At 59.1% G+C, this 20,078-nt stretch carries 20 protein-coding genes; 7 read left to right on the top strand and 13 right to left on the bottom strand.

Annotated elements, in window-relative coordinates:
* Window position 1 precedes the first annotated feature (1 nt).
* Window positions 2-805, bottom strand: a complete 804-nt coding sequence (locus Q7V31_RS11270) for a FadR/GntR family transcriptional regulator (protein ID WP_304734322.1) — start codon at window positions 803-805, stop codon at window positions 2-4.
* Between the two features lie 166 nt (window positions 806-971).
* Between Q7V31_RS11270 and Q7V31_RS11265 the strand changes: the two genes are divergently transcribed.
* Window positions 972-1,850, top strand: coding sequence for an alpha/beta fold hydrolase (locus Q7V31_RS11265; protein WP_304734320.1), 879 nt, complete (start codon window positions 972-974; stop codon window positions 1,848-1,850).
* 88 nt (window positions 1,851-1,938) lie between these two features.
* Entirely contained in the window at window positions 1,939-2,679 is a 741-nt protein-coding gene (locus Q7V31_RS11260) for an enoyl-CoA hydratase/isomerase family protein (RefSeq protein WP_304734318.1), read from the top strand.
* 66 nt (window positions 2,680-2,745) lie between these two features.
* Here the strand turns inward: Q7V31_RS11260 and Q7V31_RS11255 are convergent, their stop codons facing one another.
* From Q7V31_RS11255 to Q7V31_RS11225, 7 genes are read right to left on the bottom strand one after another with little or no spacing between them, the layout of a single operon-like run.
* On the bottom strand, window positions 2,746-4,011 hold the full coding sequence (locus Q7V31_RS11255; RefSeq protein WP_304734316.1) for a cytochrome P450: 1,266 nt from the start codon (window positions 4,009-4,011) through the stop codon (window positions 2,746-2,748).
* Window positions 4,012-4,057: 46 nt separating this feature from the next.
* Window positions 4,058-5,173 carry an LLM class flavin-dependent oxidoreductase gene (locus tag Q7V31_RS11250; protein WP_304734314.1) on the bottom strand — a complete coding sequence of 372 codons (1,116 nt, stop codon included), beginning with the start codon at window positions 5,171-5,173 and terminating at the stop codon, window positions 4,058-4,060.
* A 28-nt stretch (window positions 5,174-5,201) separates the two neighbouring features.
* A complete protein-coding gene (locus tag Q7V31_RS11245) occupies window positions 5,202-6,380 on the bottom strand; it encodes an SRPBCC family protein (protein WP_304734312.1) in 1,179 nt (392 codons plus the stop codon).
* Between the two features lie 11 nt (window positions 6,381-6,391).
* Window positions 6,392-7,180 carry an enoyl-CoA hydratase/isomerase family protein gene (locus tag Q7V31_RS11240; RefSeq protein ID WP_304734310.1) on the bottom strand — a complete coding sequence of 263 codons (789 nt, stop codon included), beginning with the start codon at window positions 7,178-7,180 and terminating at the stop codon, window positions 6,392-6,394.
* A gap of 10 nt (window positions 7,181-7,190) precedes the next feature.
* Window positions 7,191-8,348: an acyl-CoA dehydrogenase family protein gene (locus tag Q7V31_RS11235; RefSeq protein WP_304734308.1), complete on the bottom strand. Its 1,158-nt coding sequence runs from the start codon at window positions 8,346-8,348 to the stop codon at window positions 7,191-7,193.
* A gap of 8 nt (window positions 8,349-8,356) precedes the next feature.
* Complete coding sequence (locus Q7V31_RS11230) at window positions 8,357-9,148, bottom strand: enoyl-CoA hydratase-related protein (protein ID WP_293507204.1); 792 nt, start codon at window positions 9,146-9,148, stop codon at window positions 8,357-8,359.
* Between the two features lie 11 nt (window positions 9,149-9,159).
* Window positions 9,160-9,921 (bottom strand): SDR family NAD(P)-dependent oxidoreductase, encoded by a 762-nt coding sequence (locus Q7V31_RS11225; RefSeq protein ID WP_304734364.1) that lies wholly within the window; start codon window positions 9,919-9,921, stop codon window positions 9,160-9,162.
* 167 nt (window positions 9,922-10,088) lie between these two features.
* Between Q7V31_RS11225 and Q7V31_RS11220 the strand changes: the two genes are divergently transcribed.
* The 5 genes from Q7V31_RS11220 to Q7V31_RS11200 all read left to right on the top strand — a co-directional run bounded on the left by Q7V31_RS11220 (window position 10,089) and on the right by Q7V31_RS11200 (window position 15,326).
* Window positions 10,089-10,724 (top strand): TetR/AcrR family transcriptional regulator, encoded by a 636-nt coding sequence (locus Q7V31_RS11220; RefSeq protein ID WP_304734302.1) that lies wholly within the window; start codon window positions 10,089-10,091, stop codon window positions 10,722-10,724.
* A gap of 25 nt (window positions 10,725-10,749) precedes the next feature.
* A complete protein-coding gene (locus tag Q7V31_RS11215; RefSeq protein WP_304734299.1) occupies window positions 10,750-11,616 on the top strand; it encodes an SDR family oxidoreductase in 867 nt (288 codons plus the stop codon).
* A 37-nt stretch (window positions 11,617-11,653) separates the two neighbouring features.
* Entirely contained in the window at window positions 11,654-13,294 is a 1,641-nt protein-coding gene (locus Q7V31_RS11210) for a cyclohexanecarboxylate-CoA ligase (RefSeq protein ID WP_304734297.1), read from the top strand.
* A gap of 210 nt (window positions 13,295-13,504) precedes the next feature.
* Window positions 13,505-14,770, top strand: coding sequence for a cytochrome P450 (locus Q7V31_RS11205; RefSeq protein WP_304734362.1), 1,266 nt, complete (start codon window positions 13,505-13,507; stop codon window positions 14,768-14,770).
* An 88-nt stretch (window positions 14,771-14,858) separates the two neighbouring features.
* Window positions 14,859-15,326 (top strand): MaoC family dehydratase N-terminal domain-containing protein, encoded by a 468-nt coding sequence (locus Q7V31_RS11200; protein WP_304734295.1) that lies wholly within the window; start codon window positions 14,859-14,861, stop codon window positions 15,324-15,326.
* A gap of 18 nt (window positions 15,327-15,344) precedes the next feature.
* Here the strand turns inward: Q7V31_RS11200 and Q7V31_RS11195 are convergent, their stop codons facing one another.
* The 5 genes from Q7V31_RS11195 to hcaB form a co-directional block, all read right to left on the bottom strand.
* Window positions 15,345-16,334: a PdxA family protein gene (locus tag Q7V31_RS11195; RefSeq protein ID WP_304734292.1), complete on the bottom strand. Its 990-nt coding sequence runs from the start codon at window positions 16,332-16,334 to the stop codon at window positions 15,345-15,347.
* 12 nt (window positions 16,335-16,346) lie between these two features.
* The gene (locus Q7V31_RS11190; RefSeq protein ID WP_304734290.1) at window positions 16,347-16,841 is read right to left on the bottom strand and encodes an aromatic-ring-hydroxylating dioxygenase subunit beta; all 495 of its coding nucleotides are present in this window, start codon (window positions 16,839-16,841) and stop codon (window positions 16,347-16,349) included.
* Window positions 16,838-18,250 (bottom strand): Rieske 2Fe-2S domain-containing protein, encoded by a 1,413-nt coding sequence (locus Q7V31_RS11185; protein WP_304734288.1) that lies wholly within the window; start codon window positions 18,248-18,250, stop codon window positions 16,838-16,840. The genes Q7V31_RS11190 and Q7V31_RS11185 overlap by 4 nt, the downstream gene beginning before the upstream one ends.
* 63 nt (window positions 18,251-18,313) lie before the next feature.
* On the bottom strand, window positions 18,314-19,195 hold the full coding sequence (locus tag Q7V31_RS11180; protein ID WP_304734287.1) for a VOC family protein: 882 nt from the start codon (window positions 19,193-19,195) through the stop codon (window positions 18,314-18,316).
* A gap of 12 nt (window positions 19,196-19,207) precedes the next feature.
* Window positions 19,208-20,035 (bottom strand): 3-(cis-5,6-dihydroxycyclohexa-1,3-dien-1-yl)propanoate dehydrogenase, encoded by an 828-nt coding sequence (gene hcaB / locus Q7V31_RS11175; RefSeq protein WP_304734286.1) that lies wholly within the window; start codon window positions 20,033-20,035, stop codon window positions 19,208-19,210.
* Between the last annotated feature and the right edge of the window lie 43 nt (window positions 20,036-20,078).

Genomic DNA, 20,078 nt, shown 5'->3' with positions numbered 1-20,078 from the left:
CCTAGCATTTCCGTCGGGGAACCCGCGGCATACTCAGGTCGTCAGCATCCTGCCAACGCACGATTTTGGACATGATGTCGGGATGATGAGCCTCCAGATACTTGTCGGATCGGCTTATGAATCGGGACATTTCGGTGAAAGCGAGGTCTGGATTGCGATCTTCAATCGCCTTGAGAAGCCGCCCGTACGCCTTGATCTGATAGTCGCGCTCACCCTCCGTATAAGTTATGCCGACTTCCGACGCATTCGTGATGTTGTGAAGCGAACCGATCAAGAATCCGATCAAGGGGTTGCCGGACGCCCAGGCAAGCAGGTCGTGAAAACGCCTGTTCTCCTCCGCATAGGAGTCACAAGAAACAGACAACGTCTTCAATGTGGCCAATGACGTATTCAGCTTGCCGATATCCTCATCGGACGCACGCTCTGCCGCAAGCGACGCCATGGTCGGGCCCACCGCCTGCCTCACTTCAATCAGTGAACGGAACGTGGTGCCGAGAAACTGGAGCAGCAACGCCATCGTGCTGGCAAAATCTTTCGGCCGCGGCTCCTGAACGATCGGCCCGCCGCCGGGACCGGGCCGCAGGAAAATGATTCCCTGCAATTCGAGAAACCTGAGCGCCTCCCGCAAGGTCGCGCGGGCCACTCCATAGCGCACGAGCATCTCCTGTTCAGGCAGCAAGCGATCTCCGATCTCGGCGCCTTGCTGCTCGATGTCTTCGACGATCCGCCGCGCAACTGTGAGGGCACGCTTGCCGGACCCTTTCGGAAACCGGCTGGTTCGTGAAACGGACAAGGTCGCTTTCATTTCAGATACCCACAATCTTCATTATCAAGGACAATCGCCTCCGATCAAGGAACGGCTGGTGAGAAACCCGCCTACAACACCATCGTCCGTGTTTGCAACACGCCATTGATTCATCATAATGGATTTCGACCCTTAGTACACATACGAAACCATTGGAATAAAGCATATGACGTCCGCAAACCGGACCTTGTTCACCCTTGTTCAGAATCTCAAAATCGCGGCGGAGGCATTCGGTCCCGACCAAGGGCGTCCGGTTCTGCTCGCCCATGGCGGCGGGCAGACACGCCATGCATGGCAAGCCTGCGGCAAAACATTGGGAGAAAACGGTTATTACGCCCTCGCCGTCGATTTGCGCGGGCACGGCGAAAGCGACTGGTCTCCGGATGGAGACTACAGAATGGAGCGTTTCGCGGAAGATATCCTCGACATCGCGGACGGTTTCCGTGTGCCCCCCATCCTGGTCGGCGCGTCTCTCGGCGGCATCGCGGGCATGATCGCGCAGGGAGAATATGCGAAAGCCGGACGGCGCGGGTTTGCGGCGCTGATCCTCGTCGACATCACCCCTCAGATGAACATGGAGGGGGTTCAAAAAATTATCGGATTCATGTCGGAGAATCTGGAAGAAGGCTTCGCCTCGCTTGAGGAAGCAGCCGATACGATCTCGCGCTACATGCCCGGCCGGACTCGCCCCAAAGACCTGAGCGGACTGGCGAAGAACCTTCGCCGCAGGGAAAACGGCCGCTACTACTGGCATTGGGACCCGCGTTTCATCACCGGCACGCAAAAGCCACAAGGCAGCCGAGAACCCGAACGCCTCGAAATAGCGGCGCGTTCCCTGAAAATACCGACGCTCCTCGTCCGGGGCCGCGACAGCGATCTGGTGACGGTCGAAGCGGCGCGGCAATTCGCCGAAATTGTTCCTCATTCCGAGTTTGTCGATGTCGCAAATGCGGGCCATATGGTCGCGGGCGACAAGAACGACATATTTACAAGCGCCGTTCTGGATTTTCTGACGCGAATGGCACCCGCCGCGAGCGCATCGTAGCCAACCCAAGCGGGCTCATTCACGCGTGTGCGTCTTCGACAGATGAAGACGCCATAAAAAAGATCGAGAAGAGGAAGGGAGAAAGCCTATGTCGAATCTGGTTCTTCGCAAGGACAGCGGGCGCATTTGCACGCTGACACTCAACCGTCCGGAAACCTTGAACGCACTCAATGTCCCTCTGTTCGAAGAATTGCGCGGGCATGTCGATACGCTTCGCGGACAGGTTCACGAGGTGGCATGCGTCATCATCACGGGCTCGGGTAAGGCTTTTTCAGCCGGCCACGATCTGAAGGACATCCAGAAAGGCGAGCGCCCGCCGGAGCCGCATTTCCAGGCGAAGACCATTCAGGCGCTGGCCGAACTGCCGCAACCGGTCGTCGCCTGCGTCCGCGGACATTGCTACACCGGCGGACTCGAACTTGCGCTCGCGGCCGACATCATTATCGCCGCGCGCTCCGCCAAGTTCGGCGACACGCATAGCAAGTGGGGGCTGAGCCCGCTCTGGGGCATGACGCAAAGACTGCCGCGTCGCGTCGGGCTGTCGAGGGCCAAGCAGATGATGTTTACCTCCGATATTTTCGCGGCGGAGACGGCGGAGCGCATGGGACTGGTCGACATTTGTGTCGACGATGCCGAGCTGGAACAGGCGACAAACGACCTTGCTCAGCGTATCGCCGCCAATTCGACCTACAGCAATCAGGTCAACAAAGGCCTGCTGGACGCAACCGACGGCATGACCGGCCAGGCAGGGCTGGCCTACGAACTCGCGCACAGCCCCGGCGCCTGTTTCGACGCACGCGAACGGGTCGCCTCATTCGGAAAAAAATGACGGTGGGCCACTCGCCGCGCCGCCAGCGACCTTATCGACGGGTGGAAGTTTTCCACCCGTCTGGGTTCAGCCCGGGATTCTTACCGGCAAGGCCTCATAGCCCTTGATGAAGTTGGAAAAGACCCGCTTTGGTTCGCCAACCACTTCGATCGGCCTGTCGGGCCAGCGTTTCAGGATTTCTTCCCAGACGATGCGGAGTTGCATTTCCGCCAGCCGGTTGCCGACGCAGCGATGGATGCCGAAGCCGAAGGACAGGTGCTGGCGCGGTCTTTGACGATCGATGATGAAGCGGTTCGGCTCATCGATCGCTTCCTCATCCCGGTTACCCGAGACATACCACATGACGACCTTGTCACCCTTCTTGATCTGCTTGCCGGCCAACTCGGTATCCTGGAGCGCGGTGCGGCGCATATGGGTGAGCGGTGTCTGCCAGCGAATGATCTCTGGGACCATAGTTTCGACGAGTGCGGGGTTGTCCCGCAATTTTTTGTATTGGTCCGGATTCTCGTGAAGCGCGAGCAGACCGCCAGTGATTGAATTGCGGGTCGTGTCGTTGCCGCCCACGATCAGGAGAAAGACATTCCCCAGATACTCTGTCGGGCTCATGTTTTTAGTCGACTCGCCCTGAGCCAGCATTGTAATGAGGTCACTGCCCGGATCGGTCGCGTTGACACGCTGGTTCCACAACTCAGTGAAACATGCACCACACTCAAGAAGCTCTGCTGCGCGCGCCGCCTCTCCTTCCGGAGTTTTGAAAGCTTCCTCCGAGGTTGCGACGTCAGACCAGCGGGTGAGTTTTCGACGATCTTCCCAAGGGAAGTCAAATAGGGTGGCGAGCATTTGCGTCGTCAGTTCGATAGACACACGGTCCACCCAGTTGAAGGTCTCATTGATCGGTAGCGCGTCGAAAATCCTACCAACACGCTCGCGGATCGTCCCTTCAAGCTTAGCCAGATTCGCCGGCGCAACAATTGGACTCACAACCTTGCGTTGCATATCGTGCTTGGGCGGATCCATCGCAATGAACATTGGAAGCCCCAAGCCGGCATTGCCGTCGCGCAACGTTATTCCGCCAAGCCCAATGTCGGACGAATAAGTGCTGTGGCTCGTCTCCACCTGCATAATGTCCTTGTACTTCGTCACGGACCAGAACGGCCCATAGTCACTCTCGGCGCAGTAATGCACAGGATCCTCACGACGCAGCCGTTCGAAATACGGCCACATCCGATTGGACCTGAAGAGCTCCGGGTCGCTGACGTTGATTTTGTCGAGCGGAACGGCATATGGATCGTCCGGGGATTGGATGCTCTCGGCTACGTTTACACTGCTCATGATCTTATCCTCGCTTGTGGATGAATATTCACCGGCGTAATCACTCCTATTCAGCCGCGACCGACACGCGGTCACGAATGCCGCCGACGCTTCCGTTGACTTCCTGACGCTTCAGACGCGGCAAAATCTTTTCCGCGAAAAGTTTCATGTTTTTGGTGGCAAGCTCCTGTGGCATGCCGCCATAGCTGAAAATGGAGATCAGCCCGGCCGCATCGACCCGCTTCTGGTTTTCCATGATCTGTTCAAAGACCTGATCCGGTGTCCCCCAGATTTGAAGCTTCGCCAGGAAATCAACAAACTCGTCGACACCGTGTTTCTCAATGTTGTTGGCAAGAGCACCGTAATACTCATAGCCCTTGATGTCCGCGAGCCCCTTGTTATGAAATTCATAATGCTTCAGGGCCGAACGGCTGTATCCCCTTATGTATTTTTCGTACATCTCCCGAGCGACCGATGCGTCCTCATGACAGGCGATGAAACTGGCGATGATCGGCTTGGGCGCCTCGGCCCCGTTTATCTCCCTGTAGATTTCCCGATAGTTGTTGAGTTCGGCGACCGTCGTTTCCCAAGGCTTCTGAGCGATGATCAGAATGCCGATGCCGAGCCGCGCCATGATGCGCGCCGACTCCGGCGAAACCGCCGCCGCATAGGTCCGGCCGCGGAAACTCTGGAACGGAAATGGCCTGATGGCCGTTCGCGGCTGTTTGTAAAACTGTCCGTTCGCCTCGATATAACCCGTTTCGAAGGCGTTCAGAATTGCCTCCGCGTATTCGACGAAGCGTTCGCGGGATTCGCCCATGTTGATGCGGAATCCCTCGAACTCGATCCGACCGAGACCACGACCGACGCCCAGAATAGCGCGGCCTTTCGAAACATGGTCGAGCACCAGCACTTCTTCCGCGAGACGGACGGGATCGTGCCAGGGCAGCACCATCACCATCGAGCCGAGACCGACCCTGTTGGTGCGGCCAGCCATGTAGGTGAGGAACTGCGCCACGTTCGGGCACATTGTGTATTCGTCGAAATGGTGTTCCGCCGCCCAGATGGAATCGAAGCCAAGCGGCTCGGCCATGTCGGCCATCGCGATTTCATGGGCGTAGACGTCCTGGTCGGTATAACCGCCAGCGAGGTTCTGGAAGAACGTGCTCATGCCGACATGCATGGGAATCCCCTTTTTGTTCAATTCCGCTTCACGCGGCGTCGATCCCGAGCGTTTTCTTGATCGACCTGTGGAAATGCGCGAGAGCCGGCTCGTTGGCGCCGAAAGTCACGAACTCTTGTGCGCCCGAGTGAAAATCGCGCTGGATATTTTCCGCCAGCGGAAAATCCTCCTGCTGCACCGTCGCCATCAGCAAGTCCATGTTTTTGGTCCAGTACTTTCTGGCCTTGTCGGTGACGGCGGGTTCGGGCGTATAGAGAGAGACGTGCATTTTCGATTCATCCACGCTGTCGCCCGGATAAACCCGCCACGTCTCCAGATGATCGCCCTGCATGATGAAGACCGTATTCGGAAAGAGCACGTATACGAGGGCGGAGTGGCGAATCAGATCCCACTCGCTTTCCGGTCTCTGGCGCAACGCATCGATCGTCTTGCGGGCGCCAATCATGCGCAGATTTCGCGCCATGCCGTCGAACGTGCCGAGGTTCGAGTGCAGGATCGGCGCGATCGTGTTCTTGTGCAGCGTACTCAGATGGTAGGTTTCGAGAAACGTGTCGATCACGAGCTTCCAGTTAAGGCGGGCCCGGAGAACGCGCGTCTCGTAGTGGCTGTAGCACACAAGACCAAACGCGGCGAGATCGTCCGCCATGCCCGCTAGGTGGCTGTCGATGTCGATCGACCCGCCGGGCGCCGGCATGACCCAGATCATGCCGTATTTCTCCACCACCGGCAGAGACCTCAAGCCGTTGCTCGTTTTGTCGACGCTCTCGAAGCCCCGCTCGAACGGTATCGACCTCAGCCTGCCGCTCCGGTCGTAGGTCCATGCATGATAGGGACACCTGAACACGGCCTTGCCGCTGCCGCAGCCCGACGCGACGCGCGCGCCGCGGTGACGGCAGACATTGATGAAAGCATTGACCTGCCCCGCTTCATCCCGCACCGCCAGGATCGGCACGCCTGAAAAATCGTCGGTTACATAGTCGCCGGGATTGGGCAATTCGCAGCTCAACCCGATCAGGAGTGGCTCATTCCGGAACAGCACCTCCTGTTCTCGGCCAGCCTGGTCCGGACTGGTGTAGTCGCTGACATGATGATGATACACAGCATCGCCCATCGCGGTCTCACCCGCGTCAAGATAGCCGAAAATCTTCCGCAACTGTTCGACCTGGGCTTCGTGTTTCATAATCACGCATCTCCCGACGATGTCCACTTGATTGTCCGTTAACGGAATAATGGTTTCCGACGCCCTCGGAACGCCGCCAGACCTTCCGAAACATTTTCGCTCATCAGCGCGTCTACGACCACGCTCCGTTCCATATCCAGACCCTCCTGGAGTGATCCATCGAGCCCGTTCCTGCAAAGCTGCTTCATGGCGGCAAGGCCGTCCGGATTTTTTTTGGCGAGATCGGCGCAATAGGCTTCCGCCTCTCTGACAAGCGCACCGTCGTCAACGACATTGTTCACAAGCCCCCAAGCCAGCGCCTCATCCGCCTTGAGCCATCGGCCGCTGAACATCAGATCAAGGGCACGCCGCGAGCCGACGATGCGCGCGAGACGCTGCGTGCCGCCCCAACCCGGTACGAGACCGTAACGAGCATGCTGGCATCCCACCTGCGCTGACTGACCAGCAAAAACCACGTCACATGCCATCATCAATTCAAGCCCGCCCGCAAGACACAGACCGTTCACCGCGGCAACAATCGGCAGAGGCGAGAGTTCAAATCGGCGCAGGACTCGCTGACCGTCAGTGATAAACGCGCCCAGCCGACCCCGCTCCCTGCGGACGTCGAGCACCTCGTCGAGATCGGCGCCGGTGCAGAAATGCTTTCCACGCGCAAGCAACAGTACGGAACGAACCTTCCTGTCGTCCTCGAACCTTGCGAGAGCCTCGTCGAGACCGGCGATGACGGCCGATGAGAGGCAATTGAACCTGTCGGGCCTGTTGAGCGCCACGATTCCGATGCCGTCTTGTATCCCGGTCTGAACCGGGGCTTCCGTGGCGCTGGTCATGTAGCCTTCCTCACGCATAAGGCACGGCCACTCGACCGACTTTCTCGCGCGAAATGATCATCTTCTGGATTTGCTCGGTACCGTCGCCGATCTGCAGCCCCATCACATCGCGTAATCTCTGCTGATGGGGCAGATCAGTGCTGTAACCGCCATGCCCGTGCGTTAGCAGGCAACGGTGGATGACCTGGAAAGCCGTCTTGGGCGCCCACCATTTGCACATCGCGGCTTCGGCGGTGTGCGGCAAATCATTGTCGCGAAGCCAAAGCGTCTTGTAGCAAAGCAGACGCGCTGCCTCGAGCAACGTCTGAGCTTCGGCCAACGGTTCCGTGACTCCCTGATATTTAGCCAGCGGATTGCCGAAGGCTACGCGCTCGGTCACATATTTCCAGGTCTCCTCCAGCGACGCGAAGGCGGGAGCCAGACATTGCAGGCCGATCAGCGCACGGGAATAGTCGAACCCCTGCATCACCTGCCGGAAGCCCTCCCCCTTCGTGCCGACCATATGACGCGCCGGCACCTTCACATTATCGAAGAATACCGAGCCGCGGCCAACAGCCTTCGAACCCACATCGTCGAAACTCGAACACGTGATGCCGGGCGCGTCGAGCGGTGCGAGAAAGGCCGACACGCCGCCGGCGCCGGGATTGTTTTCATCCGTGCGCGCGAGCACAAGAATGTGATCGGCCTGCTCGGCCATCGAGATCGAGGTTTTTTCCCCCGACAGGACGTAGCCGTCACCGTCGGCGCGCGCCTTCGTCTGCAGATGTGCCGCGTCGGAGCCGCCTCGCGGCTCCGTCAGACCGAGCGCGACGATCGCCTCGCCCGAGCAAATCCGCGGAACGATTTCATCGGCGACTTCAGGTCTTGCATGCGCTGCGACGATCGATCCCATAAGCGAGCCAAGGAGCTGGACATAACCGACGCTAATGTCGCCGCGCGATATTTCCTCGATAATAATGCCGGTCGTGACGCTATCGAGACCGGGCGCACCAAGCTCTTCGGGCAGGTCGGCGCCGATCAGACCCAGTTCGCCCATCTCCCGGATGAGCGCACGGTCGATCTTTCCGTCGATCTCGCGCGCCCTGTAGCCGGGCGCAAGCCGCTCACGCGCAAATCGTGCCGCGGTGTCGCGAATGGCTTCCTGGTCGGACGTGAATGCAAAGTCCAAGATGCCACCTATTTCATATGCTTGCGGAATTCCGGCTTGCGCTTTTCATTAAGCGCCTTGACGCCCTCTTTCGACTCCGCCGAGTTGTAGTAGAGGCGGAGCGCCTGCATGCCGAGACCGCCAATGCCGCGAATATTGTCGCTGTCGGCGTTGAACGATTTCTTGGCGATCGCAATCGCCGTCGGGCTGCGCTCCACAAGCTCGGCGCACCAGGCGTCCACTTCCTCATCCAGCTTGTCGTCGGGAACGACCGCATTGACGAGACCCATCGCCAGCGCCTCGCGCGCCGGGTAACGCCGGCACATGTACCAGATTTCGCGCGCCTTCTTCTCCCCGACCACGCGGGCGAGATAGGCGGTACCAAAGCCCGGATCGACGGAGCCCATCTTGGGGCCCACCTGTCCGAAGACTGCGCTCTCGCCCGCAATCGTCATGTCGCACAATGTCGCCAGAACATTGCCGCCACCGATGGCATAACCGCGCACCTTGGCGATCACTGGTTTCGGCACGTCGCGTATGACCGTGTGCAGTTCCTCGACCGGCATGCCGATGGTTCCGCGCGTCTCGCCGTCGCCATAGGCGCCATCGTGATCCGATTGATCGCCGCCGGTGCAAAACGCCTTGTTGCCCGCCCCGGTCAATACAATCGCGCCGATTTCTTCGTTCCAGCCCGCTTTCAGGAAAGCATCGATCAGTTCAACGCAGGTGCGGGGGCGGAACGCGTTATAGACCTTCGGACGGTTGATCGTAATGGTCGCGACGCCATTTTTTTCTTCGTAAAGAATGTCTTCGTAGTCCATGGAAATCCCCGTTAGCCGTGCATGGAGAGACCGCCCGAGACGCTGATCGTCTGGCCAGTGATGAAACTCGCATCGTCGCTCAGAAAAAACGCGACCATGCCCGGATAATCGTCCGGCTGCGCCAACCGGCGCATCGGGATCGCCTTGGTGAGCGCCTCGGTCAGACGTCCGCCGCCCGATGCGTCCACGGATGCGAGCAGCGGCGTGTCCGTCGGACCCGGACATATCGTGTTGAACGTAATACCCTTCTTGGCGAATTCTCGCGCCATCGTCTTCATGAAGGCGATGATGCCGCCCTTGGCCGCGGAATAAACCGCCTCGCCAGACGAGCCAACACGGCCCGCATCCGATGAGATGCTGACGATCCGACCGGCACCTTGCTCAGCAAGCTTGCGTGCAACGACATGAGTGAGGTTAAGCGGCCCGTACAGATTGATGTCGATCACTTTTTTCCAGAAATCGGGCTCTGTCTGGATAAAGGGTCTTGCCTCGTCCCATCCGGCATTGTTCACCAGCCCATAAATCGGACCAGCAGCTCCTTCAAACGCGTCGACTGCCCGCGCCACGGTCGCATAGTCGATGATATCGACCTTATATGCCCAGGCTGCGCCGCCCTTTTTACGAATTGCTTCAGCGGTGGCCTCGGCGCCCTTCCCGTTCATGTCGAAGATGGCAACTTTGGCACCCTCCTCGCCAAGCCTGAGTGCAATTGCTTTTCCGATACCGCTCGCGCCGCCGGTGACGATGACCGGTTTCAGATCGAGTCCTCGCATGTTTCCCTCCTCCGTCACTGCGACGCTTCAGACATAAATTTATTATGTCATGGCAACGGCAGTGCATTTTTTCTAACACTAGTTCGATTTTAAATGGGGTGCAATATGTTTCGAACGCATGTTAGATTTTAGACCATTACCACCAAGCAAGCCTTGATGGAGCATTCGTGACGACCGAGCAGAGTAAATCCGACATAAGCCGCGCGAGAATACTGGACGCCGCCGCAAAGACGTTTCGTCAAAAAGGCTATGCGGCGACGACCTTGATCGAAATCGCCAGAGCCGCCGATATGCAGGCGGGAAGCCTCTATTACCATTTCGGTTCGAAGGACGAGCTCCTCGAAGAAGTTCTGGACATTGGCATGAGGCGGGTTCACGAAGCTGTCGAGGAAAGCCAAGAGCACCTACCCCCAGGCTCATCGCACCGCGACCGAATTCGCGCTGCCGTCGAAGCGCATCTCACCACGCTGCTGAAACTCGACGACTATACATCCGCGAATATTCGCATCTTCGGACAGATCCCCGAAGACGTGCGGCGACGCCACATCAAACTGCGTGACGCCTACGCCGAACTCTGGCGGCGCATACTTGCCAAAGCTCAGAAGTCGAGAGCGCTGCGCAGCGACATCGACCTTGGTCTCGTGCGCATGCTGCTCATGGGTGCGCTCAACTGGTCGGTTGAATGGTACCAGCCGGGCAGGACGTCCATACAGACGATGGCAGACCATATGTGTCTAATGCTGTTCAGCGGAATCGGAATAGACGAAACGGCACGAAGCAGTGAAGACGAAACTATTGCGTGACGGAAGTTTTCGAGGGACGACGCACATGGAAGCCCAAAACACCCATTTCGGTTTTTCCGATGATGAACTGAAGGCTCTGCCTACGGTCTATCGCGCAGATCTCTTCTCCGGAAAAACGGTAGTGGTTTCCGGTGGCGGAAGCGGCTTCGGCAAGGCCATAGCCTGCCTCTTTGCACGGCTGGGCGCGAACGTCGCTATATGCGGACGCAACGAAGAAAGGCTTGCCGCGACGGTTGCGCTTCTGGAAAGAATGGGTGCTCGCGTTTTCAGCGCCTCGCTGACCATACGGGATCCTGATCAGGTCAACCATTTCATCGACGATGTCTGGAACAAGTTCGGCGCGCTTGACGTTCTCATAAACAATGCCGGCGGCCAGTTTCCGCAAATGGCCCTCGACTTCAAGGTCAAGGGCTGGAATGCCGTCATCGACACGAACCTCAACGGTTCCTGGTACATGATGCAAAGCGCCGCGCGGCAATGGGTCGAAAGAAAAAAACCCGGCTCGATCGTGAATATCGTCGCCGACATATGGCGCGGAATGCCCGGCATCGCGCACACCTGCGCGGCGCGCGCTGGCGTTATCTACCTCTCCAAATCGGTTGCAGTCGAATGGGCGCCCTATCGCATCCGCGTCAACTGCGTCGCGCCTGGCGTCTGCGAGACGAGCGGCTTCAAACAATATCCTCCCGAAGGCCTGAAGACATATCCGGAATCGAACCCCATGCTGCGCGTTGGGGACGCTCATGATATCGCAGAGGCGGTCGCCTACCTCGCAGCGCCCAGCGGTAAATTCATCACCGGCGAGGTACTTACAGTCGATGGCGGCGAACAGCTTTGGGGCGATCCGTGGCCTCCCGGGCGGCCAGATTATTTCCAGCCGAAAAGCACTTAAAGATTCCTAACAGGCTTGCCCAAGGGGAAAGACGACGATGTTCAATCCAATTCTGCCCGACGAGCGCGTCAAGGCAATGAATATCGGCAGATTTTGGCCAGGCAAGCTCATCACCGACTATCTGGATCGCTGCATCGCTGAAGTGCCGGACAAGACAGCGGTCGCCGATTTTAATTCAACGACAAACAAGGAAACCCGCCTCAACTATCGCGACTTCGGAAAGATCGTCGATCGCATCGCCATCGGCCTCGCAGAGCTCGGTGTGGAAAAAGGCGATGTCGTGTCCTGCCAGCTTCCGAACTGGTGGCAGTTCACCGCACTATATCTGGCTTGCGTGCGGATCGGCGCCGTGATCAATCCGTTAATGCCGATTTTTCGCGAACGCGAACTGTCCTTCATGCTGGGCCTTGCGGAAAGCAAGGTGCTCGTCATCCCGCGCGCCTTTCGCGGCTGCGATTACCCTGCCATGGTGACCAACATCCGAGCCGACCTGCCGTGGCTGAAGCATGTGCTCGTCATCGGCGGCGACGGCGAAACCAGCTTTGAGAAAGTCCTTCTCGATACGCCGTGGGAGCAGCGGCGCGACGCCGGCCGTCTCTTCGCGGCGCGACGGCCAGATCCCGACGACGTAACGCAATTGATGTATACGTCCGGTACGACCGGCGAGCCGAAAGGCGTCATGCATACGTCGAATACACTGCTCTCCAATATCCTCATCTGCGCCGAGTGCCTCGGGCTTGGCAGGGACGATGTGATGTTCATGGCATCGCCGATGGCGCACCAGACAGGCTTCATGTACGGACTGGTAATGCCCATTCTGGTCGGAGCGACCGCCATTCTGCAGGATGTGTGGGAGCTGAAGCGCGCCTCCGCGTCAATCGCCCGGGAAGGCATCACCTTCACCATGGCGTCAACACCATTCCTGTCTGATTTGACCGAAACGGTGGCGGCGGACGGGAGCGACGTATCCCGTTTGCGCATCTTCCTGGTGGCAGGCGCGCCCATCCCCCGCGCGCTTGTCGAGCGGGCGCGGCAAATCCTCGGGACGAATATCGTGTCGGCCTGGGGCATGACCGAGAATGGTCTGGTAACAACGACGCGCCTCGACGACCCGGACGACAAGGCGATCAATACCGACGGACGCGCGCTGCCCGGTATGGAAGTCCAGGTGGTCGACAGCGATAACAGGCCCCTGCCCGCCGGCGAGGAGGGCATGCTCAAGGCTCGCGCCTGTTCGACTTTTGTCGGTTATCTCAAAAGACCGGATTGGTACAATCACGACGCGGAGGGCTGGTTCGATACAGGCGACCTCGCGCGCATCGACGGCGAGGGCTATATCCGGCTGACCGGACGCTCCAAGGACGTCATCATCCGCGGCGGCGAGAATATTCCTGTGGTCGAGATCGAAGGCCTGCTCTTCCGTCATCCCGACATTCAGGATGTGGCGATTGTCGGCGTACCGGATGAACGGCTGGGCGAACGGGCATGTGCGTTCATCGTACCGAAGCCCGGCCGCGAGGTTGGCTTGCGCGAGGTGGTCGCCTTCCTCGAAGAGCACAGGATGGCGAGGCAATATCTGCCGGAGCGGGCGGAAATCGTCGGCGAACTGCCTCGAACGCCGAGCGGAAAGGTGCAGAAGTTCAAACTGCGCGAGATCGCCGTCGCCCTGCCGGCCTGACATTCCACAGGCAGCCGAGGCGGAAGGCCGGCAACATGCGTGTGACGGACTGTTCGGAAAGTTCCTGCCGACCCCGCATCGCCGCCCGAAGAATGCAACCTGACAAGCCGTGGGAATATGCTTATAATGAATCGACAGGAGCAAAGTCGGCCAACCGGCCCCATATGTCACGCATTCGCAGGCTTCTGGAAACGCAATGGAGACGCCGTCATGAGTGAAACTCTGGTTGCCGCTCGAGATAAGTCGATTGCAGATGCCTACGCGATCCCGCTTGAAAAGATCAATGTCAGCAATCCGGAACTCTTTAGGGCGAATGCGATCTGGCCGTATTTCGAGCGGCTGCGCCGCGAAGATCCGGTCCATTACTGCAAGGACAGCGAATACGGCTCGTTCTGGTCGGTGACAAAATACAAGGACATCATGCATGTCGACACCAACCACGGCATCTATTCATCCGAAGCAACATTGGGCGGTGTTGCCTTGCGAGACCAGGAAGAAGGGTTTTTCCTGCCCATGTTCATCATGATGGACCCCCCGAAGCACGACGCGCAGCGCAAGGTGGTGAGCCCGATCGTCGCGCCCGGAAATCTGGCAAAACTCGAAGGCACGATCCGCGAGCGCGCCGGCAAGATTCTCGATTCGCTGCCGATCAACGAAACGTTTAACTGGGTGGACCGCGTGTCGATTGAGCTGACGACGCAGATGCTCGCCACTCTTTTCGACTTCCCTTGGGAAGAGCGCCGGAAGCTCACCCGCTGGTCGGATGCCGCCACCGCCGGCACCGCCTTCGGCGACGAGGAGGCCGAGAAGGCCCGCAGGAATGAATTGCGCGATTGCGCCGCCTACTTCACCGAGTTGTGGAATCAGCGCGTCAACGCGACCGAGCCAGGCAACGATCTCATCACCATGCTGGCCCAAGGCGAAGCGACGAAAAACATGGGGCCGATGGAGTATCTGGGGAATATTCTTCTCCTGATCGTCGGCGGCAACGATACGACCCGCAACTCGATCACCGGCGGCTTACTGGCACTGAACCGGAACCCGGATCAATACAAGAAGCTGCGGGACAACCCGGCGCTCATCGAAACCATGGTCCCCGAAATCATCCGTTGGCAGACACCCTTGTCGCATATGCGTCGTACCGCGCTTCAGGATACAGAGCTTGGCGGCAAGCAGATCAAGAAGGGCGACAAAGTCGTCATGTGGTACGTCTCTGGCAACCGGGACGAAGAGGCAATCGAAAACGCCAACAGCTTCATCATCGACCGCAAGCGTCCCCGCCAGCACCTGTCCTTCGGCTTCGGCATCCATCGCTGCGTCGGCAACCGGCTGGCAGAAATGCAACTCCGCGTCGTCTGGGAAGAAATCCTGAAACGCTGGCCCGACAAACCGATCGAAGTGATCGGCGAACCCGAGAGGGTTTTTTCAAATCTGATCAATGGCTACTCGAGCATGCCGGTCAGAATTCCAGGCTGAAGCAAAACATCGGAACGCATTTTCCGGCATCAGTCACAGGATTTCGCGGGTGGGACCGTGTCACCGCCGCTACCTGCAAGGAGAGGGCATGCGAAAGATAGGCCTCGGCATGTGCTGGAACGACCTCACGGTCGGCGAGGAATTCCGCACCATCGGCCGGACGATCACCGAAACCGACCTGGTCAATTTCATCAACACGACGGGCATGGTGGAAGTGCTCTTCACCGATGTCGAATATCTCAAGGCTCACGGCCCCATGAACGGTCGCGTGGTGCCCGGCGCGCTGGTCTATTGCATGGCCGAAGGTTTACTCGTCCAATCAATGATGCAGGAAACGGGCCTCGCCTTTCTGCACATGGAATTCAACGTCAAGGGACCTACCTTTGTCGGCGACACAATTCATGTAGAATGCGAAGTGCTTCAAGCGCGAGCGACATCCAAGGGGCGCGGTCTGGTGCGCACCAGCAACCGGATCGTGACCCAACGGAACGAAACGGTGATTGAATATACGCCCTTGCGAATGATAGCTGGCCGGTCCGACGCCTCCCGAACATAAAATCCGGCGTCCGGCCCGTCAGCGTTCTTCGGGAAATCCCCGGCCTGCGGCGAGAGAGGCCGCCGTGCGCATGGCGCTTAGCATCATCGCCGGATCGGCTGTGCCCTTGCCGGCAATGTCATAGGCTGTTCCATGCGCGACCGTCACATGCAGGTAGGACGGCCCGAGGATGATGGCACAATTGCCGGAAAAGCCCCATGTCTTGACCGCGATGTGTCCCTGATCGTGATACATGGCGAGGACGATGTCGTAGCGACCTTCGACGCATTGCCGGAACACGGAGTCGGGACTTACGGGCCCTTCGACATCGACGCCTTCCGCCCTCGCCCGCTCGACGCCGGGCGCGATGGCTTCGCGGTCTTCTTCTCCCATCGCGTGAGGGTTGAGGCCCGCGACGACAATCCGTGGGCGGGCAATCCCCCAGTTCCGCATCGCGCCATCTATCTGCCGCAAGGCAAGCGCCACGAGATCGGGGCTGATGATGTCGCAAACCCGCCGGAGCGGAATATGGTCGGTCAGATGCGCGACGCGGAGCGGTCCTGTCAGCAGGACAAGATAGCTTTCGCCCGGTGTCGGGCTAACGATGCCCGGCACCTTGCGGGCAAGTTTGAGGGAGGTGGAGCTAATGGGTCCCATGACGCCGGCTGCGATGGCACCGCCGGATGCAAGGGCGCCCATTTCGTCGAGCCACAGCGCCGACGCCTCCCCGCCGCGTACAGTATCCTCCGCGAGGGGCAGTTCGGACGCTTTCAAGGCGCCTGAATCGATAATGTCGACGATGGCGGGGTCATCGCTCAGATCGTCGATCGAACGGGTCACCCGCACGCTGCACGGCACGCCGGTGATTTCGATCGCGCGCTCCATTGCAGCCGCGCTGCCGATCAGGACGGGAATGGACAGTTCATGCACATGGCCGGTCGCGAGGGCGCGGGCAATCACCTCGGGACCGACCCCTGCCGGATCTCCGATCATCGTGCCGATAATGGGTCGCGCTTGCTTGCTGTTCACGTCCTGCTGTCCTCAGACGTTGTAGACATCGATCATCGTGTCGGCGAGGTCGTTCAGAACGACGGTCTTCTTCCGGGCGATAAGCCAGGCATCGCCGTGTTCCGCCAGATCGTAGTCCGCCCATCCGTAGTAGGCGAGGGTCCGATCCTCGCGTACCGACTGAACCGTCCAGGAGGTCCGCGCATGGACACCGCCTTCCCGCCTCTCGACGGATAGCAGCGTAAACATGTGGCAGGTCCGCATGAGCGGCATCGTCGCGGATGACCTGCGCGATCGAATGCGGTAGATGCGATCCTCCAGACCGGCTCGGCTTGGATAGTAGATCAGCGAGATTTCGTTTTGCGGATCGACTGTAAGTTCTCCGTCATCGTCCCATGCCGGCAACCAGTATTCGGCGTCCTGGCGATAAAGCGCCAGCCACTCGTCCCATTTCCGCTCATCGAGGTAAAGCGCTTCCCTGCCAAGAAATCGCTCCACCGAAATCCAGCACCGCTCGCCGCTCGTCATTCGGCGGCCTCCGAATAATCGTTTTCGCGTGTGAGGAACGCTTCCACTCGCTCCTGTGCGATCGCGCGTTTCATTCGCTCGATCCATTCCTTGTGCATGGTCACGAAAAGTCCTTCATCGGCGACATTGACGCTGCTCATGGTCGCGTCGACGTTAAGCCCCTTGCCAAACTTCCCCGGCCCTTGAACGCCTCTCGTCGCTCCGCGCGACAAGTCGTTATAGCGGCCGCCATCGCGGCCATATGCGATCTGGCAATTGTTGAACTCCGTCAAATCGTCAGGCGTGGCCATGCCGCTGGCATTGAAAAAATCTTCATACTGTCGAATGCGCATTGCGCGCGCCCGCGCGCTTTCGCCGACCGGCGCGATGCAATATGTCGTGATTTCCGTTTCATCGACCGAGATCGGACGCACGATGCGGACTTGCGTGCTGACCTGGTCCATCAGGAATACATTCGGAAACAAAAGAAGATTTCGCGTGGCTTCGGTCATCCACCGGGTGCGCTCCTCGCCGAATTTCCGCTTGTACTGATCGACAAATTCAAAATTGGGCCGGGAGGCAGAACTGGCAGACGCGTTCCAGATCAAAGCGTGTCCGTGATCGAATGAGAAAAAACCGCCCTGATCCGTCTTCATCCACGCGGATACGTTTGCGCTCTTCGTAGGGTTCGTTGAACCGCCCGTCATCCGGTTTGTGACGGTCAACAGGTAGTTGGAATGCACGGTCGGCACGTGATACCCGTCGAGACCGTTCTCGGTCTGCATCTTCCAGTTGCCACGATAGGTATACCGCCCGACCCCCCGCACGATTTCGAGCTTCCCTTCCGGCGACTGGTCCACCATGAGGTCGATGAAGGTCTTCGCGCCCGCAAGGTAATCGTCCAGCGGAGGCACGTCCGCCGAAAGGCTGGCGAAAACGAATCCCTTGTAGGATTCCAGGCGTCCGACTTCGCGGAGGCCCAGATCGCTCCGGTCGAAATGTTCCGGATACGCCCCATTTTCCTCATCGGTGACATTCAGCAGCGTGCCATCGTTGCTGAATGTCCAACCGTGAAAAGGGCATGTGAACGTCGTTCGTCTGCCCCGTTTTTCCCGGCATAGCCGCGCCCCTCGATGCGTGCATGCATTTATAAAGCATTTCAATTCGCCCGATCGGTTCCGGGTCAGAAGCACGGGTTGACGACCGATTGTCAGGGTTAGAAAGGCGCTTTCGTTGGCAAGCTGACTTTCATGGGCGAGAAACACCCAGTTGCGCTCGAAGATGTGCTTCATCTCGAGCTCGAACAACTCAGGATCGGTGAATATGGCGCGGTCGAGCATGAAGCGCCCGGTCGACGTGTCCTCGACAAGCCACGAATCGAGGCCGTGGCAAATACGATCGAATGAGTTACTCACACCGGACATACTCATAGCGCTTCCTCCCTCGCCGTTTGGCCGGTCGTGAGACCGGCACGCGATTGTCTCTCCGCTCCGTCAGGCCACCGGCACATGGCCCCAGGTGCTGATCTTTTCGTGCGACACCACGCTCCAATCTTCGTCATCGACCGTGCGGGCGCCGGTGCCGAACTCGACTTCGAACCCGGAAGGCGTTGCCGCGTAAAACGAAACCATGTGATCGTTGGTGTGTCGGCCTAGCGTGTTGCGCAAAGGGACGCCGTAGCGCGTCACCCGATCGAGGGCGAACCCCACATCGTCGAGCGACGCGACCTGAAGCATGAAGTGGTGGAGCTTCTTGCCGCCCGGACCCATCGTGGGGCCCAGCGCGACAGTATGGTGACGCCGGTTGCAATGATAGAATTCGAGGCTGATGGTCAGTTCGCCCGAAATGGGAATGTCGATCGTGTCGGACAGCTTGAAGCCCAGAATGCCGGAATAGAAGCCACGCATTCGGGGCAAATCCGGCGTCATCAGAACGATATGACCGAGCCCCTGATCGCCGGTGACGAATCCCGAGGCGACACAGCCCGAACGGAAGGGCGTGTCGAACTTTTCCAGCGGACCGTAGAAGATTTCAACCCGCAGCCCATCGGGATCTCGACAAACAACCAGGTCCTTGACGCCGCGCTGCTTGCGCAAATCTGCCGTCGCCTCTTCAATGGCGACACCGCCTTCTTGCAGCTTGCCGCGGATCGCCGCCAACGCGTCCGCATTCGCCACTTCGAATCCGGCATAGGCAATGTCGTCCGCATCGCCGCGGTGAGCCGCGATGCGCCAGGCCCGGTCGTCGTTGCGGAATTTAATCGTGTCGGCGTCTTCGGACGCAACCCCGAGACCGAGGAAATCCGCGCCGAAACTCTTCCAGCGCGAAAGGTCGCTGACACTCAATCCAAGATAGCCAAAAGACGAAACCTGCATCGGACGATCTCCTCAGATATATTTTTCGACCAGAGCATGACCAGCAGCGGCGGCCCCGATCCCGCGTATGCCAATGCCGCAATCGGTCATGAGAATTCCGCCCGTCGAGGGAATCGAATCCGAGCGTGACGCGAAATGGACATAGGAGCCGGCATATTCTTCCGGCGTCGGCACGCTTCCTATCGCCATCATCGCGGCGGCGTTGGCCGGCAGGTCAAGTTGGTCGATGGTCATAGTGTCGAGCCCCAGGCTCCGTGGGCCCCTGAGTTTGGTGTGAATGGGGCCCGGTGCGACGCCGTTGACCCGAACCGCCGGTGCGAGTTCGAAAGCAAGCTGATGGATCAACCCGACGACGGCATGTTTCGATGCCGTGTAAAGCGGCCCGCCGCCGCCCGGATAAAACCCTGCATTGGACACCGTGAAAATCAGCGACCCCCTCGATCGGACGAGGGACGGAAGCGCCGCCTTCGCCAGATTCAGATAACCCTTGACGTTGACGCCGAAGATTTCGTCGAAGGCGCCGCTCAAGCTTTCGGTCGGTATGTTGTCGAGCGGCGTCGAATAGTCCCACAACCCCGCATTGCCGATGGCGCAGTCGATCTTGCCGAAACGCGCAAGCGCCTGCCCGGCAGCCCTCTGCATGTCCTCGATGTTCCGCACGTCGCCCGATACGCATTCGAGCATGTCGCGGCGGCCGTTCTGCATCTCCGCGAACTTGTCTTTCGAATTGTCCACAACGGTGACCAACGCGCCTTCGGAAATGAACCGCTCGACGATCGCGCGCCCCAAGCCGGTTGCGCCGCCGCTGATGAGAACGCTTTCGCCGGCGAGCCTCTTCATCGAAAACACCGGCGCGATGTTGACCTGCGATCGCTCATGATTT

It is taken from the genome of Parvibaculum sp., from assembly GCF_030651915.1.
Classification (GTDB): domain Bacteria; phylum Pseudomonadota; class Alphaproteobacteria; order Parvibaculales; family Parvibaculaceae; genus Parvibaculum.
This window is presented reverse-complemented; position numbering and strand designations above follow the sequence as displayed.

Excerpts from the sequence above, each read along its gene's own strand:
- Q7V31_RS11215 (WP_304734299.1), top strand. The coding sequence starts at position 10,750 with ATGGAAGCCCAAAACACCCATTTCGGTTTTTCCGATGATGAACTGAAG.
- Q7V31_RS11180 (WP_304734287.1), bottom strand. The coding sequence starts at position 19,195 with ATGCAGGTTTCGTCTTTTGGCTATCTTGGATTGAGTGTCAGCGACCTT.
- Q7V31_RS11230 (WP_293507204.1), bottom strand. The coding sequence starts at position 9,148 with ATGGACTACGAAGACATTCTTTACGAAGAAAAAAATGGCGTCGCGACC.
- hcaB (WP_304734286.1), bottom strand. The coding sequence starts at position 20,035 with ATGAAGAGGCTCGCCGGCGAAAGCGTTCTCATCAGCGGCGGCGCAACC.
- Q7V31_RS11190 (WP_304734290.1), bottom strand. The coding sequence starts at position 16,841 with ATGACGAGCGGCGAGCGGTGCTGGATTTCGGTGGAGCGATTTCTTGGC.
- Q7V31_RS11240 (WP_304734310.1), bottom strand. The coding sequence starts at position 7,180 with ATGACCAGCGCCACGGAAGCCCCGGTTCAGACCGGGATACAAGACGGC.
- Q7V31_RS11210 (WP_304734297.1), top strand. The coding sequence starts at position 11,654 with ATGTTCAATCCAATTCTGCCCGACGAGCGCGTCAAGGCAATGAATATC.
- Q7V31_RS11225 (WP_304734364.1), bottom strand. The coding sequence starts at position 9,921 with ATGCGAGGACTCGATCTGAAACCGGTCATCGTCACCGGCGGCGCGAGC.
- Q7V31_RS11270 (WP_304734322.1), bottom strand. The coding sequence starts at position 805 with ATGAAAGCGACCTTGTCCGTTTCACGAACCAGCCGGTTTCCGAAAGGG.
- Q7V31_RS11255 (WP_304734316.1), bottom strand. The coding sequence starts at position 4,011 with ATGAGCAGTGTAAACGTAGCCGAGAGCATCCAATCCCCGGACGATCCA.
- Q7V31_RS11185 (WP_304734288.1), bottom strand. The coding sequence starts at position 18,250 with ATGAGTATGTCCGGTGTGAGTAACTCATTCGATCGTATTTGCCACGGC.
- Q7V31_RS11250 (WP_304734314.1), bottom strand. The coding sequence starts at position 5,173 with ATGCATGTCGGCATGAGCACGTTCTTCCAGAACCTCGCTGGCGGTTAT.
- Q7V31_RS11205 (WP_304734362.1), top strand. The coding sequence starts at position 13,505 with ATGAGTGAAACTCTGGTTGCCGCTCGAGATAAGTCGATTGCAGATGCC.
- Q7V31_RS11265 (WP_304734320.1), top strand. The coding sequence starts at position 972 with ATGACGTCCGCAAACCGGACCTTGTTCACCCTTGTTCAGAATCTCAAA.
- Q7V31_RS11200 (WP_304734295.1), top strand. The coding sequence starts at position 14,859 with ATGCGAAAGATAGGCCTCGGCATGTGCTGGAACGACCTCACGGTCGGC.
- Q7V31_RS11260 (WP_304734318.1), top strand. The coding sequence starts at position 1,939 with ATGTCGAATCTGGTTCTTCGCAAGGACAGCGGGCGCATTTGCACGCTG.